We start from the raw sequence: 13868 nt of genomic DNA, 5'->3' as shown, positions 1-13868 counted from the left end.
GACGAGGCACCAGGCGGTCACTCGCCCGCGCGGAGCACCTCGCCGAGCCGGTCGCGCCGGCGTAGCGCCGACTCGACGGGAACGACCGTGGCGGCCCCCGCCAGCAGCACCACGCTCACCAGGCCGAGCATCCACCACGGCAGAACCGCCGCCGGGGCGGCGGCTTGGCCGGTGAGCAGCCGCAGGTCGAGCGGGCCGAGCGTCAGACGTGCGAGCAGGGCGCCGAGCAGTGGTCCGCACACCGCGGCGACCACGACCGGTGGCAGCAGCTCTCCGGCGGCGACCCAGCGGGCGTCGCGTGGCCGCAGGCCGAGTGTCCGCAGCCGGGTCAGGGTCTGCCACCGCTCCGCCGCACCCGCGGCCGCGGCGAGCGCGAGGCCGAGCAGCCCCAGCGCCAGCAGCGCCACGGCGGCCGTCCACGCCAGGCGCAGCAGCCCTGCGGTCAGCGGGGCTGCTCGCTGCGCCCGCAGGACGTCCGCGCGCAGCACGACGTCGGCGGCGACGCCGCTGCCCGACACGGCCTGCGCCGCGCCGGGGCCGGTCACCCAGACGGTGTTCGGGACGGCGGGCAGCCCGGCGGCGGCGAGGGCCGTCGCGTCCACGATGACGATGTCGGTGGCGCCGCCGACGGAGGGGGCGGTACCGACCGCGGCGAGACGGATCGCCGGTGCGTCGTCGCGGGGCAGCTGCAACCGGCTGCCGGTCCGCAGGCTGCCGTCGCTCGATCGGACCAGCGCCGGGACGTCCCCGGAGCCGGGACCGGGTGCCGCGAGCCGGGCCAGCGCCGGCGCGTCCGGCAGCGGGGTGGCGGCCAGCAGGCGCTGGAACGCGGCGGCGTCCACGATGACCAGGCGTGGGGCGAGCAACGTCGAGTCGGCGAAGACGTGCGCCGAGTCGGTCACCTGCGCGACGACGACCTGCCCTACCCCGGGTGCGGCAGCGATGCGCTCCGCGAGTGCCGGCGTGGAGGCCGCGGCGTCGGCGCCGACGTCGAGGCGGGCGTCGGCACCGACGGCGCTCCACGCGCCGTCGGCCAGGCCCCGGGTGACGGTGGTGCCGAGGATGAGCGTGAACGACGCCAGCGCCGTGGCGCTGACCAGCACCAGCAGCGGCAGCGCGCGCCCGGCCGTCTCGGCCGCCCGGGCGGCGCCGAACACGGCCAGCGGACGGCGCGAGCGCAGGGCCTGCCGGAGCGCCAACCACACCCCGAGGGGCAGCAGCCGCAGCAGGACGAGTGCGCCGACGAGCACGCCCAGGGCGGGGGCGGTCATGGGCAGGGCCAGGTCGCCGGTCAGCTCACCGGTGTCGCCGTCGGGGGTGGCGGGCAGGAGTCCGCGCTGGTGCAGGGCGACGAAGGCGGCGACCGCGGCGATCAGGACCGCGGCCTCCAGGGCGGTACGACGCAGCTGGCTGGTGCCACGGATCCAGCGCCGTGCGGCCCGGTTGGCGGGCCTGCGCCGGTCGCGGCTGGCCCGGGCGGCGGCGAGTGTGCCGAACGCCGGCCCGGCGACGGCGCCGGCCAGGACCACGGGTACGGCCCAGGACCAGGAGACGCCCGCAGCGGCCGCGCGGGCGAGCACGAGCCCGACGGCGGCGGCCGACAGGGCCAACACGACGGACTCGATCAGCAGTTCCGCGCCGAGGTCGGGCAGCGCCGCTCCACGCTGCCGGGCGGCGCCCAGCGCCGGGGTACGGCGGCGTACCAGCAGGTCGGCGGCGAGCAGCAGGACCAGTACCGTGGCGGTCAACACCCCGGCGAGCAGGACAGCGGCCTGTGCGGAAGCGGCGCTGATCTGCGTACGGGCGTCGCGCAGGACGGTGTCGAGTTGAGATTCCCACTTCAGGGACTGGTCGCGGACGCTCGACGAGCCGGAGGCGGCCTTGAGTGTGACCACGGTGCCGGCGAGCGCCGCGGCGGCGTCCCAGGTGAGCGTGCCGGGTTCGGGGGCGAAGCGCACGCTGCGCCGCAGTTGGTCCTCGTCGACGGCGAGCCGGGCGTCCGGCAGCGACTCGCGCGACAGCAGGCCGCCGAACCGGGTGGTGCCCACGCCGTCGGCGCCGGGCACGGGGCGCAACAGCGACGGGGCGAGTCGCCAGGTGGGGTCGGCGCTGTCCGCAGGTCGGTAGATCCCGCTGATCCGCACGTCCCTGTCCCGACCCTGGACGTCCTTGAGCGGGATCCGATCGCCCGGGCCGAGGTTGAGCGCGGCGGCGTCCGCCTCCGACAGGCCGACCTGCACCGGCCAGGGCGGTCCGGTGTAGGGGATCTCGACGGCCCGGTCCGGATCGGGGACGGCGGGGCCGGGCGCGCTGCCGGCGATCCAGGTTACGTCCGGGCCGCCGGAGTCATCGGCCAGATACGTGAACTGGAAGGTACGCAACACGCTGCCGTCGGTGATGCTGAGGACCGGGCCGTCGACGACGGCGACGGGTGGGAGCAGGACGGCGTCCAGCTCGGGCCCGAGCGTGTCCACGGCCCGGCTGCGGAAGTCGTCGACGTCCTCGGCGACGCGGGGTATCCGGACACGCCCGCCGGTCGGGCCGTCGTCGCGCTCCCAGTTGGCGTGTACGGAAACGTCCGCGTCGCCGCCAGCACGGCGGACCGTGTCCTGGACGGCGTCGTCGGCGGCGGTGCGCAGCAGCGCCGGCACGGCCCCGGCGAGCAGCGCGACAGCGGCGATGACGGTGGCGGTGAGCAGCAGCGGTCCGGCGTCGGCGCGGCCGCGGCCGCGGACGCTGGGCCAGTGCGGCGCCGGCCAGCGGCGGGTCAGCCACCGGTTCACGGTGCCACCCGCAGGTGCGCGGCGTCGGCCCGGCGGACCTGGACGGTGACCACGGCGACGACCGCGAGCGTGCACCCGGCCAACAGCACGGCGAGCAGTGCGGCCTCGGCTGGCCACGGCCACTGTGGCTGGGCGGCCGGGACGGGCGCGGCGCCGGTCTCGGAGCGCACGAGCAGGGGTACGACGACGCGGGTGGCGAGCGCGCCGACGGCCGCCCCCGCCGCGAGCAGCGGCAGCAGAACGCCGGCGTGCTGGCCGAGCAGTACGGCCCGGATGGCGCGTCGGGGCATCCCCAGGCCACGCAGCCGCGCCACCTCGACGGCGCGGACCTGCAGGTCGCAGGTCACGTGCAGGACGATGCCGGCGAGCAGCAGCAGGGCCGCAGCCGGGACGATCAGCCGGAGCGCGGCCGGCAGCCCGGCGCGCAGCGGTCCGCCGGTGAGGCGGGCGGTCTCCGCCTCGCGCGTCGTGACGGTGCCCAGGTGCAGGGCGGTGGCCCGCTCGACGGCACCGGGCCCGGCGGGGTGGCCGACCCACCACGCGTCGACCGGGAACGTCAGGTCGCCGGTGACGGCAAGTGCGCGGGACAGCGTGTCCAGGTCGGCCAGGATGGCGACGGCGCCGGGGGCGGACGGGACGGTGGGTATGACGTCGGTGACGACGATCGAGACGGGCGTGGTGCCGACCGTGACGCTGAGCTGCCTGCCGTCGTCGACACCGACCTCGCTGGCGAAGCGGGCGGAGACGGCGACGGGCACCGGGCCGGGGTCCGGGAAGGCGGTGGCGACGAGGGTCCGGGCGGCGTCCGGGGCGCCGTCGAGGTCGACGGTCGCAGCCATCCGCAGCGCGGTTCCCGCCGGCGTGCCGGACAGCACGACGTTCGGGTCGCTCAGTTTCTCCGCGACCGGCGGCGCGGACGTGGCGGTCCACCCCGATCCGTCCACCGGTCCGGCGGGTGGCACGGTGAGCGTGACGGCTACGGCGATGGGACCGACGACCCTGTCGAACCCGCCATCCGGCCCGGTCGGGTCGACCGTGACCGGCAGGGACACCGCGACGAGGCGCAGTCCGTCAGCCGTCGCGCACGCGGGCAGCCGGTGCTCCCGGCCGTCGAGCGGTACGGGGGGACCGGTGCAGGGCGTGCGCAGGCCGGTGGCGTCCTGCAGCAGCAGCCGGGGCGTCACGGCGAGCGAGGTGCCGCCGGCTGAGGTCCCGCTCAGGACGAGCGGGGCACCAGCCGGAACGGCGAGGCCGGCGACTTCGGCCCGTGGCGCGAGCGCGGCTCCCACGTCCGTCCAGCCGCGGTCGCCGTCCAGCCGCCCGCGCAGCAGCGCGTCGGCGCGGGTGGTGTCGACGGCGACCAGGCGTGGCGCCTCGCCGGCGGTGCCGAGCCACTGTCCGACCGCGATGCCGCGGTCGACGGCCGGGCTCACCGCCCCCGAGGTGGCCGCGCTGACGTCCGCGCCCTGCCCGGCGACCGGCGCCGTGGTGAGGGTGAGCGCCAGGTCGGTGCCGACGGACAGCGCGGCCTGGTCGTGCTGCGACCGTTGCCATGTGGCGTCGAAGGCGACGCCGAAGGTCCCGGCCGCACAGGCCAGCCCGACGAGCAGCCCGGCGGCGACCGCCTGGGTCCGGCGGGCCGCGTCGGCGGCCGCCAACGGAAGCACCAGCCCACGGGCGCGGTACGCCAACCGGTCGACGCCGCGCAGCGCGGGCAGCACCACGCGGAGCACCAGGGCGGTGCCTGCGGTGAGCAGCAGCGCCGGCGCGAGCACCCGGACCGCGTCGGCGCGCGGGCTGGCGGCGGTGGGCTGGGCGTACAGCTGCCACCACCCGGCGGCGGCGAATGCGGCGAGCAGCAGGTCGGCGCCGGATCGGGCCAGCAGTTCGCGCCGGTTGCGCCGGTCACCGGCCGGCCTGCCGGGCCGGATCGCCAGGACGACGAGGACGACGGCGAGTACCAGCGCGCAGCCGGCGACCGCGAGCACCTGGGCGCCGGTGACGGCGGGCGGGACGGTCAGGCCGGCGCCGTCCAGCGGCGGCAGGTGGGTCAGGCCGGCGTGTACGGCCGACGAGGCCGGTATCGCGAGCGCGGCGGCGAGGGCGGCGACGACCCCGGCCTCGACTGTCGCGGTGCTGGCGAGCTGGCGGCGGCTGGTGCCCAGGGCGGACAGCAGGGCGGTCTCATCGGCGCGCATGGCCGCAGTCAGCCGGCCGGCGAGGGCGAGCGCCGTCGCGGCCAGGACACCGCCGAGGACGGCGACGGCGAGCACGACGGCGGCGGTGACGTGCCGCTGGTCGTCGGCGGCCCGCAGGGTCAGCGGCAGTTCGGAGGAGACGCGTCCGAGCCCGACGCGCTCGCCGAGGGTGCCGGCCAGCCGCCGGTCGGCACCGCGGACGGCCCCGGCCACGGTCTCGAGGTCGCGGCGGTTGGCGTGGGACAGGTCCGGGTGGGCGGTGACCTCCAGCCGGCTGAGGGTGGCACCGGTGGTGACCAGTTCGGCGAGGTCGACGATGAACGGGCCGTAGGCGTTGACGGGCTGCCCGAATCGGCCGTCCCGGTAGTTGGTGGCAGCGCCGGCCGCGGCCAACGGGTCGCGGTCCCAGCCGCGCCCCGGCAGCGGGCGTACGACACCGACGATGGTCACGTCGAGGGCCGGGACGGGCGCGTGGGCCAGCTCCGGGCCGAGGCGGAGTCGGCGACCGGGGGTGAGGCCGAGCAGCTGGGCGGTGGACTCCAGCACCACCGAGTCGCCAGGGTCGCGGGGCCAGCGTCCCGTGATCAGCTGAGCTCGGGTCGGCAGGTCGTCCAGCCCCGACAGGTACGCCTGGGCCGGAACGGTGGTGCCCGGGGCAAGCGCTGGTGGTAGCGCCCGCAGCACGGTCGACGCCCGCGCGGTCGTCGTCGCCGGGAACGGTGCGAGCGCGGAGGTCACCACGGCGCGGGTGTCGGCGGCGACGGATGATGCGTCCCGGCCTTCGATGGTGCCGGTGTAGGCGGTCACGTCGACGGCACCGGGGGCGGCGCCGGCCATGGCGACCTCCAGCGCCCGCTCGGTGGTGCGGGTACTCAGCAGGGTGCAGGTGCCCAGCAGGGTCGCGCCGACCGTGACGACCCCGAGGAGGGCCGCCAGCAGCGGCCACTGCGCGCGGGCGCGGCGGCTGACCAGCCTCAGCATCGTCGCGTCACGTGGCGTCCGGCACGTGCTCGTACGGCTGCCCGGCCGCCTGTTCGTCGACCTGTCCGTCGTGGATGCGGATCACCCGGTCGGCCAACGCCATCATCACCGCGTCGTGCGTCGACACCAGTGCGGTGACGCCTTCGGACTCCACCACGCCACGCAGCAGGGCCATCACCGACAGACCGGTCTCGGCGTCCAGTTGCCCCGTGGGCTCGTCGGCGATCAGCAGCCGGGGCGAGGCGGCCAGCGCACGGGCGATCGCCACCCGCTGCTGCTGGCCGCCGGACAGCTCGGCCGGCCGCTGCCGGGCGTGGTCGGCCAGGCCCACCAGCTCCAGCAGCAGCTCGACGCGCCGCTGGCGCTCGGCCGGGGCGGTGCGGGCCAGCCGCAGCGGGGCGGCGACGTTCTCCGCGGCCGACAGCACCGGGATCAGCCCGAAGCTCTGGAAGACGTACGACACCTTCTCGCGCCGCAGCCGGGACAGGCCGTCCTCGTCGAGCGCGGTGACGTCGGTGCCGTCGACGTGCACGGTGCCGGTGTCCGGGCGATCCAGGCCGCCGACGACGTTGAGCAGGGTGGTCTTGCCCGAGCCGGACCGGCCGACGAGCGCCACCATGGAACCGGCGGCCACGTCGAACGACACGCCGCGCAGGGCGTGCACGGCGGTCGGCCCGGTGTTGAAACGCCGGTGTACGTTGCGCACGCTGAGCAGCGGCTCGATGCTCATTCGCCGCTTCCCGCGTCGGGGCGGATCGTGATGTGGTCGGGCTCCAGGGCCAGCCGGACCCGTCGGGTCAGCGCCAGTGCCTGGCGGAAGTCGCGGGGCACCTGGACCCGCCCGGCCCGGTCCATCACGGCGTACTCCTCGGCGATGATGTGCGTGTCGCCCTCCGCGTCGGTGGTGGTACGGCGCAGCACCTCGCTGCTGGTGCGCCCGTCCCGGATCGCGACGGTCCGTTCGACCTGGCCGCTGACCTCCGGGTCGTGGGTCACCACGACAACGGTGACGCCATACTGTCGGTTGACGTCCCGCAGCACGCCGAAGACCTCCGCGGACGTGGCGGCGTCCAGTTCGCCGGTCGGCTCGTCGGCGAGCAGGACGCGCGGCTGGTTGGCCAGCGCCACCGCGATCGCGACCCGCATCTGCTGCCCACCGGAGAGTTGCCCGGGGCGGCGGTCGGCGCAGTCGGCGACACCGAGGACGCCCAGCAGTTCGGCCGCGCGCTCCCGGCGCTGCTTCTTCCCGACACGGGCCGCCGTCATCGGCAGGTCGACCATCTGCCGTGCGGTCAGGTAGGGGATCAGGTTGCTCGCCGTCTGCTGCCGTACGAAGCCGACGGTGTGCCGCCGGTAGTTCACGCGGTCCGCGCGGGACATCGCCAGCAGGTTCCACCGGTCGACCCGGGCCCGCCCGGCGGTGGGGGCGTCGATGCCGGCCAGGATGGACAGCAGCGTCGACTTGCCCGACCCGGAGGCGCCGACGACGGCGACCATCTCGCCGCCGTCCACGGCCAGGTCCAGTCCCTGCAGTGCCTGTACCTCGATCGAACCGGTCTGGTAGATCCGCACCAGGTTCTCGCAGACGATGAGCGCGTCCCGGCCGAATTCGGGCGCCCGCGCGGACGGCTGTGGCAGGGACAGGGCTGTGCTGGACATTCCCTCCTCCGTCCAGGTCGTGCCGACCTCGAGCTAGCGTCGGGTGGCGGTCAGGCCCACCGAGCGGGCACGTCGTGTCACCTGGCCGGCACGCAGGTCGCGTGATGCGTCAGGAGCCTCATCTGCCCGTGTTGACACAGTATTGAAGCAGCTTCGCAACCGGCGGCGTCGTTGACCATGCCCCTGGGCGGGCTTTCCGGTGTCCCTGGACGAGAGCGACCCGGCCCCCGCACGGTCGGCGGCGGAGTCATGCCGGTATCCGAGTAAGTACGACTTCCCGCCGACGTGCGCGTAAACCGGGTCACAAATGCGCTGATCGTCCCTGTGGAGGGGGCGTGGGCGCCGTCTTGCTGCCACACCGCCTGCTCAGATAGAAGCGAATCGTCCAGGCTTCCAGTTCGAATGAACATTCCCGGCGGGCTGCCGCGACCCTAGCGTCGGAACCCGCCGTGCAGGGAATCCGCCCGCGCGGCCCCCGCACGGCACGGAGACGATGTGGTCAACGAGATCGGTCCGACGGCTCTGCCCGAGCGCGTCGAGCCCGAGGTGAAGACGCGAGCGGACGGCGTCGTCCTACGGGTGCGGTGCGGCGGACGAACCGTGCTCGACGGGGTCCGGCTGGGCATCCGCGTCGGCGGCGTCGACCTGGACGTCGGTTCGGTCCTCCTGCGTTCCCGCGACCGCGAGATCACCGGCGAGTGGACCGCCCGGTCCGGCAAGGCGACCGGAACCCACCGGTACGCCCACCTTGAGACGGTTCACGAGCTGCGCCACCCGAGTGGCCTCGAGTGGCAGATCCACGTCCGGGCGAGCGTGGACGGCGTGGCCGTCCGCTACGTGCTTGCCCGGCTGGAGGGCCACGGCCGCCTCGACGCCGACCGCACCCGGCTCACCTTCGAACCCGACGCCCGGGTGTGGGCGCTCGACTACCAGACCTGGTACGAGACACCGCGCTTCGGCACCGACCTCGCCGAGCTGCCCCCCGGCGCCTACGGGTTCCCGCTGCTCGTCCGCTCGCCCCGGGCGGGCGGCTACGTCCTGCTCACCGAGGCGGCGATCGACGGCCGGTTCAGCGGTGCCCACGTCGAGACCGATGCCGGGGGCGAGGCACGGTTCGCGCTGGCCGACGAGTCGGTCGAGATCACCCGCGGTCCCGTGACCCCCTGGCGGGTGTTCATGATCGGCGACCTCGCCGCGATCGTCGAGAGCCGCTTCGTCGACGAGTTGGCGCCGGCGCCCGACCCGTCGGCCGACGCGCGGTGGGTACGGCCGGGGCGGGCCGCCTGGTCGTGGTGGTCGGACTTCTACTCCGGCGCCCAGCTGCACCGCCAGCGGCACTTCGTCGACGTCGCCGCCGGCCTCGGCTGGGAGCATCTCCTCATCGACTGCGGCTGGGACGAGACGTGGGTGCCCGAAATCGTCGCGTACGCGAGTCGCCGTGGCATCCAGGTACACCTGTGGGCGGTCTGGCATGACCTCGACGGGCCGGAGAACCTGGCGAAGCTCGCGCTGTGGCGGTCCTGGGGCGTCGCCGGCATCAAGGTCGACTTCATGGAGTCCGAGTCGAAGGAACGCTACCGCTGGTACGACACGATCCTTGCCGAGACCGCCCGGCTCGGCCTGCATGTGAACTTCCACGGCTCGGTCATCCCGCGCGGGTGGGCGCGGACCTGGCCGCAGGTCATCGGCTACGAAGCCGTCCGTGGCAGCGAGTACTACGTCTTCTACCAGGACACGCCGCTGACCGCCGCGCACAACGTGATCCAGCCGTTCACCCGCAACGTGGTCGGGGCGATGGACTACACGCCGGTCGCGTTCGGCGCGCCGAAACGGACCACGAGCGACGGCCACGAACTCGCGCTCAGCGTCGCGTTCGAATGCGGCATCACCCACTTCGCCGACGACGTCGACGCCTACCTCGCCCGGCCGGACGCCGCGCGGTTCCTCGCCGAACTGGCGCCCGCGTGGGACGAGACGCTGCTGCTCGCCGGCGACCCCGACCACGAGGCCGTCATCGCCCGCCGGCACGGCGATCGCTGGTTCGTCGGCGGCATCGCCACCGGGCCGGCGCGCCGTCTCACCGTCCCGCTCGACCGGCTGGCACTCGGGCCGGCCGACGCCTGGATCGTCGGCGACGGCGCTGACGGCGGCCTGGTCGCTGACCGGCGGTCCGTCGACGACAACCTGGTGGTCGAGGTGGCGGACAACGGCGGCTTCGTCGCCATCCTCGCCGCCCACGGCGCCCGGCTGCACCGGGCGGTCGCGCGGCCTGAGCAGGCCGCTGCGCGGGTGGACCCGCCTGTCCAACTGCTCGACCCGAACGGCACTGCCGTACTGCGGACCGACGGACGTCTGCGGCTGCCGCCCGGCTGGTCGGCGGAACACCTCGGCGGTGACCGCTGGACGGTCTCCGCCCCTGCCGCTCTGGCGCCCGGTCGGGCCGGCGTGGTCACGGTCGAGACGCCGGGCGCGGATGGCGTCCCGGTCGTGGCGCACGCCCGCCTGTTCCGACCCCTGACGCCCGGATCCCACCGCCTGTCGACGCTGACGATGGTCTCCTTCGAGAACGAGAGCGGCCCGATCGAGCGCGACCAGAGCAACGGTGGCGGCAATCCGGGCGACGGCTGCCGGATGCGCATCGCCGGGACGGAGTTCGACGACGGGCTCGGCGCGTCCACGCCGTCGCGGATCGAGCTCTACCCGGGCGGCTCGGCCGACCGCTTCACCGCCCGCATCGGCATCGACGACGAAGCCCCCGGTACCGCCGCCCGGATGAGCGTGCACGCCGACGGCGTGCGGCTGTTCAGTGCCGACGTCCGCTCGGGTGAACCTCCGCTCGACGTCGACGTCGACATCCGAGGCGTCGCCACGCTGTGCCTGCACGCGGACCCCCTGCCCGACAACCCGGAGCCGGCCCACGTCGACTGGGCGTCGGGTCGCCTCCACCTCCACCACACCACCGCCACCACCTCGGTCGAGCGCTGAAGCTCGGCCACCCACCAAGGAGTAACCATGCGACACGGCAAGAGATGGATCGCCGCCGCGGCCGTGCTGGCCACCCTCACCGCCACCGGATGCAGCGGTGGCGGCGGGGGAGACGGCAAGGTGACCTTGACGTACGCCACCTGGAGCGACGACCAGAAGCCGGCGATGGAGGCGATCGCCGAGGCATTCGAGGGCAGTCACCCCGACATCGACGTGCAGGTGCAGGTCCTGCCCTGGCCCGAGTACTGGTCCACGCTGCAGGTCGGCGCGGCGGGACGTACCGCACCCGACGCGTTCTGGATGCTCGCCGACCAGTTCCCCACCTACGCCAAGGGCAACCAGCTGCTCGACATCACCGACGCGGTCAAGACCGCCGGCGTCGACCTGGCCGCCTACCCCAAAGCCGTGCTGGATCTGTACGACGTCGACGGCAAGCTGTACGGCCTGCCGAAGGACTTCGACACCAATGCCATCTGGTTCAACAAGGCCCTCTTCGACAAGGCCGGCGTGGCCTACCCGGACGACAGCTGGACCTGGGAGAACGCGCGTGAGGCCGCCCGTAGGCTCACGAACCCCGCCGCCGGCGTGTGGGGCATCGCCGCCCCGATCGACCGCCAGGGCGGCTACTACAACAGCATCTACCAGGCCGGCGGCAAGGTGATCGGCGACGACGGCAAGGCCGCCATCGACAGCCCGGAGGCCATCTCCGGCCTGCAGTTCTGGACCCAGATGCACGCCGACGGCCTCTCGCCGACGCTCAAGCAGCTCTCGGACACCGAAGCGGTGCAGATGTTCATGGACCAGAAGGTGGCCATGTACTTCTCCGGCTCCTTCTGGGCCCAGCGCCTGTACGGCGACCAGGCGCTGCGCCCCCACGTCGGCGTCGCGCCGCTGCCGAAGGCGAAGCAGCGGGCCACGATGATCAGCGGCATCCTCAACGCCGGATACGCCGGCACCGAACACCCCAAGGAACTCGCCGAGTTCCTCATCTTCGCCAGCGGCAGGGACGCGGCTGTCATCCAGGCCAAGAGCGGCGCCGTGCTGCCCGCGTACCAGGACACCCAGCAGGGCTGGCTCGACGCGATGCCCGAGTTCAACCTGAAGGTCTTCGTCGACGCCGTCGACTATTCGGTGCCGCTGCCGATCGCGGGCGACGCCGCGAAATGGACCGGCCTCGAGACCCAGTACCTCGGCCCGGCGTGGGAAGGCAAGCAGAGCGCCGCCGACGCCGCGCGGGCCTACAACACAGCGATCAACGAGGTCCTCGCGCAGTGACCACCGACGTTGTCAGCCCTTCCCCGCGGTCGCGCACCCGTCGCCGCGGGGGAGGGCTGCTGCCCTCACCTGGATGGGGCTACCTGATGATCGCTCCGGCGTTTGTCGGCCTCGTCGCGTTCTACCTCTGGCCGTTCCTCACCACCTTCGGCAAGAGCTTCATGGACGTACCGGCCTTCGGACCGGGGACGTTCACCGGAGTGGACAACTACACCGAACTGCTCGGCGACGGACGCTTCTGGCAGGCATTGCGCAACTCCGCGCTGTACACCGCGATCCTGCTGCTCGGCGTACCCGTGGCGATCGTCCTCGCCGCGCTCATCGAGCAGGTCGGCCGCGGCCGCGCCGTCTACCGGGTCCTGTTCTTCCTGCCGGTCGTGACCCTGCCGGTCGCGGTCAGCATGGTCTGGCGCTTCATCTACAACGGCGACTTCGGCCTGCTGAACTACGTCCTCTCGCTGGTCGGCGTCCCCGGCCAGTACTGGGTCGCCGACGCGACCTTCACGATCTACGCTGTCGGCGTCGTGGGCATCTGGATGAGCCTCGGCATCAACCTCGTCATCCTCGGCGCCGGACTCCAGTCGATCCCGCAGGACCTCTACGAGGCCTCCTCGCTCGACGGGGCGGGGCGGGTCCGCCAGTTCTTCCGGATCACCCTGCCGCTGCTGTCGCCGAGCGTGTTCCTGGTGACCGTGCTGACGGTGATCTCCGCACTGCAGATGTTCGACCTGATCTTCGTAATGCTCCGCAGCGTCAACAACACCGCGCTCGCCGACTCGAAGACCATCGTCTACCTCTTCTACGAGAAGGCCTTCGTGGAGTTCGACCAGGGCTACGGCGCCGCGATCGCGATCGTGCTGCTCATGGTGATCATGGCTGCGACCCTCGTCCAGTTCCGTCTGCAACGTCGGTGGGTGTTCTATGACTGATCAGATCCTGCGAAGCAGGCGGATCCGTCGCGCGGCGACCGGTTCGAAGGCGTCTCGGCACGGCGAGTGGGTCATCCACCTCTTCCTCGCCGCCGCGGCGGTGGTCATGGTCGCGCCGTTCGTCTGGCAACTGCTCACCATCTTCAAGTCCAACCGCGAGGCCTCGCAGGTGCCGCCGACGCTCCTGCCCGAGGACCCGACCACCGGCGCCTTCGCCACGTTCTTCGGCTCGGTGCCGTTCTGGGCGCAACTCACCGTCTCGGTGTCCGCGCTCGTGCTCCGGGTGATCGGGCAGCTCACCGTCTCGGCGCTCGCGGGCTACGCGTTCGCCCGGCTCCGCTTCCCGGGACGCAGGCTCCTGTTCGGGTTGTTCCTCGCCATGCTGATGGTGCCGAGCCAGTTGTTTCTCATCGGGCAGTTCGAGATCATCAGGGACTTCGGAATGCTCGACAGTGTTCCGGCCCTGGCGCTCCCGGGCATGTTCTCGGCGTTCGGGATCTTCCTGATGCGGCAGGCGTTCATGTCGGTCCCCGCCGGGTTCGAAGAGGCTGCCCGCCTCGACGGCGCCGGACCCCTGCGGACGTTCTGGTACGTCATGCTCCCCATGGCCCGCCCGACGATGGCGGCGCTCGCCGTCCTCACCTCGCTCTACTCCTGGAACGACCTGCTCTGGCCGCTCATCGTGACCCCGCGTGGTGACAGGCGCCCGCTCACCGTGGGCCTGGCGGGCCTCCAGGGGCAGTTCGGAACCGATTACCCGACCCTCATGGCCGGTGCCCTGGTCGCGTCGCTGCCGCTCATCCTGATCTTCCTGGTGCTGCAGCGGCAGTTCTTCTCCGGTATCGCCAGCAGCGGCTTGAAAGGCTGAACGATTGTCGGGCCGCGCCGGACCCAGGCGAGAACCCCGCGGCCTTGTCGGTTCGTCCGGACACCCCCTCCGGTATCCGGACGAACCCCAGCACCGCCTCGACCCGGTGCATGGCCCGGACCCCGGCAGCCCGGAATCGGTGCGGCTGGGCCGGCTTGGTTCGCGCGAGGTGGCCGCGCGGGCTTCCGGC

Annotated in this window: 8 protein-coding genes; 4 read left to right on the top strand and 4 right to left on the bottom strand. The window is 73.5% G+C overall.

The annotated features are described in order from the left end of the window. Positions 1-17 precede the first annotated feature (17 nt). The 4 genes from V1633_RS30470 to V1633_RS30455 are packed head-to-tail and all read right to left on the bottom strand — an operon-like array spanning position 18 to position 7621. Positions 18-2783: an ABC transporter permease gene (locus tag V1633_RS30470; protein ID WP_331217754.1), complete on the bottom strand. Its 2766-nt coding sequence runs from the start codon at positions 2781-2783 to the stop codon at positions 18-20. Continuing rightward, positions 2780-5962 carry an FtsX-like permease family protein gene (locus V1633_RS30465; RefSeq protein ID WP_331217753.1) on the bottom strand — a complete coding sequence of 1061 codons (3183 nt, stop codon included), beginning with the start codon at positions 5960-5962 and terminating at the stop codon, positions 2780-2782. The genes V1633_RS30470 and V1633_RS30465 overlap by 4 nt, the downstream gene beginning before the upstream one ends. Positions 5963-5969: 7 nt before the next feature. Next, entirely contained in the window at positions 5970-6692 is a 723-nt protein-coding gene (locus V1633_RS30460; protein ID WP_331217752.1) for an ABC transporter ATP-binding protein, read from the bottom strand. Next, positions 6689-7621 (bottom strand): ABC transporter ATP-binding protein, encoded by a 933-nt coding sequence (locus V1633_RS30455; protein ID WP_331217751.1) that lies wholly within the window; start codon positions 7619-7621, stop codon positions 6689-6691. Before V1633_RS30455 ends, V1633_RS30460 begins: the two co-directional genes overlap by 4 nt. Positions 7622-8116: 495 nt before the next feature. On the opposite strand from V1633_RS30455, the gene V1633_RS30450 reads away from it, so the two are divergent. From V1633_RS30450 to V1633_RS30435, 4 genes are all read left to right on the top strand, one after another. Further along, positions 8117-10606, top strand: coding sequence for a glycoside hydrolase family 97 catalytic domain-containing protein (locus V1633_RS30450; RefSeq protein WP_331217750.1), 2490 nt, complete (start codon positions 8117-8119; stop codon positions 10604-10606). A gap of 27 nt (positions 10607-10633) precedes the next feature. Next, positions 10634-11881 (top strand): ABC transporter substrate-binding protein, encoded by a 1248-nt coding sequence (locus V1633_RS30445; RefSeq protein ID WP_331217749.1) that lies wholly within the window; start codon positions 10634-10636, stop codon positions 11879-11881. Between the two features lie 86 nt (positions 11882-11967). Then, positions 11968-12810 carry a carbohydrate ABC transporter permease gene (locus V1633_RS30440; RefSeq protein ID WP_331217748.1) on the top strand — a complete coding sequence of 281 codons (843 nt, stop codon included), beginning with the start codon at positions 11968-11970 and terminating at the stop codon, positions 12808-12810. Then, entirely contained in the window at positions 12803-13678 is an 876-nt protein-coding gene (locus V1633_RS30435) for a carbohydrate ABC transporter permease (protein ID WP_331217747.1), read from the top strand. The genes V1633_RS30440 and V1633_RS30435 overlap by 8 nt, the downstream gene beginning before the upstream one ends. Positions 13679-13868: the final 190 nt, after the last annotated feature.

The organism is Plantactinospora sonchi (assembly GCF_036422035.1).
In the GTDB taxonomy this organism is placed as follows: Bacteria; Actinomycetota; Actinomycetes; order Mycobacteriales; family Micromonosporaceae; genus Plantactinospora; species Plantactinospora sonchi.
This window is presented reverse-complemented; position numbering and strand designations above follow the sequence as displayed.

Excerpts from the sequence above, each read along its gene's own strand:
- V1633_RS30435 (WP_331217747.1), top strand. The coding sequence starts at position 12,803 with ATGACTGATCAGATCCTGCGAAGCAGGCGGATCCGTCGCGCGGCGACC.
- V1633_RS30465 (WP_331217753.1), bottom strand. The coding sequence starts at position 5,962 with ATGCTGAGGCTGGTCAGCCGCCGCGCCCGCGCGCAGTGGCCGCTGCTG.
- V1633_RS30455 (WP_331217751.1), bottom strand. The coding sequence starts at position 7,621 with ATGTCCAGCACAGCCCTGTCCCTGCCACAGCCGTCCGCGCGGGCGCCC.
- V1633_RS30460 (WP_331217752.1), bottom strand. The coding sequence starts at position 6,692 with ATGAGCATCGAGCCGCTGCTCAGCGTGCGCAACGTACACCGGCGTTTC.
- V1633_RS30445 (WP_331217749.1), top strand. The coding sequence starts at position 10,634 with ATGCGACACGGCAAGAGATGGATCGCCGCCGCGGCCGTGCTGGCCACC.
- V1633_RS30440 (WP_331217748.1), top strand. The coding sequence starts at position 11,968 with ATGATCGCTCCGGCGTTTGTCGGCCTCGTCGCGTTCTACCTCTGGCCG.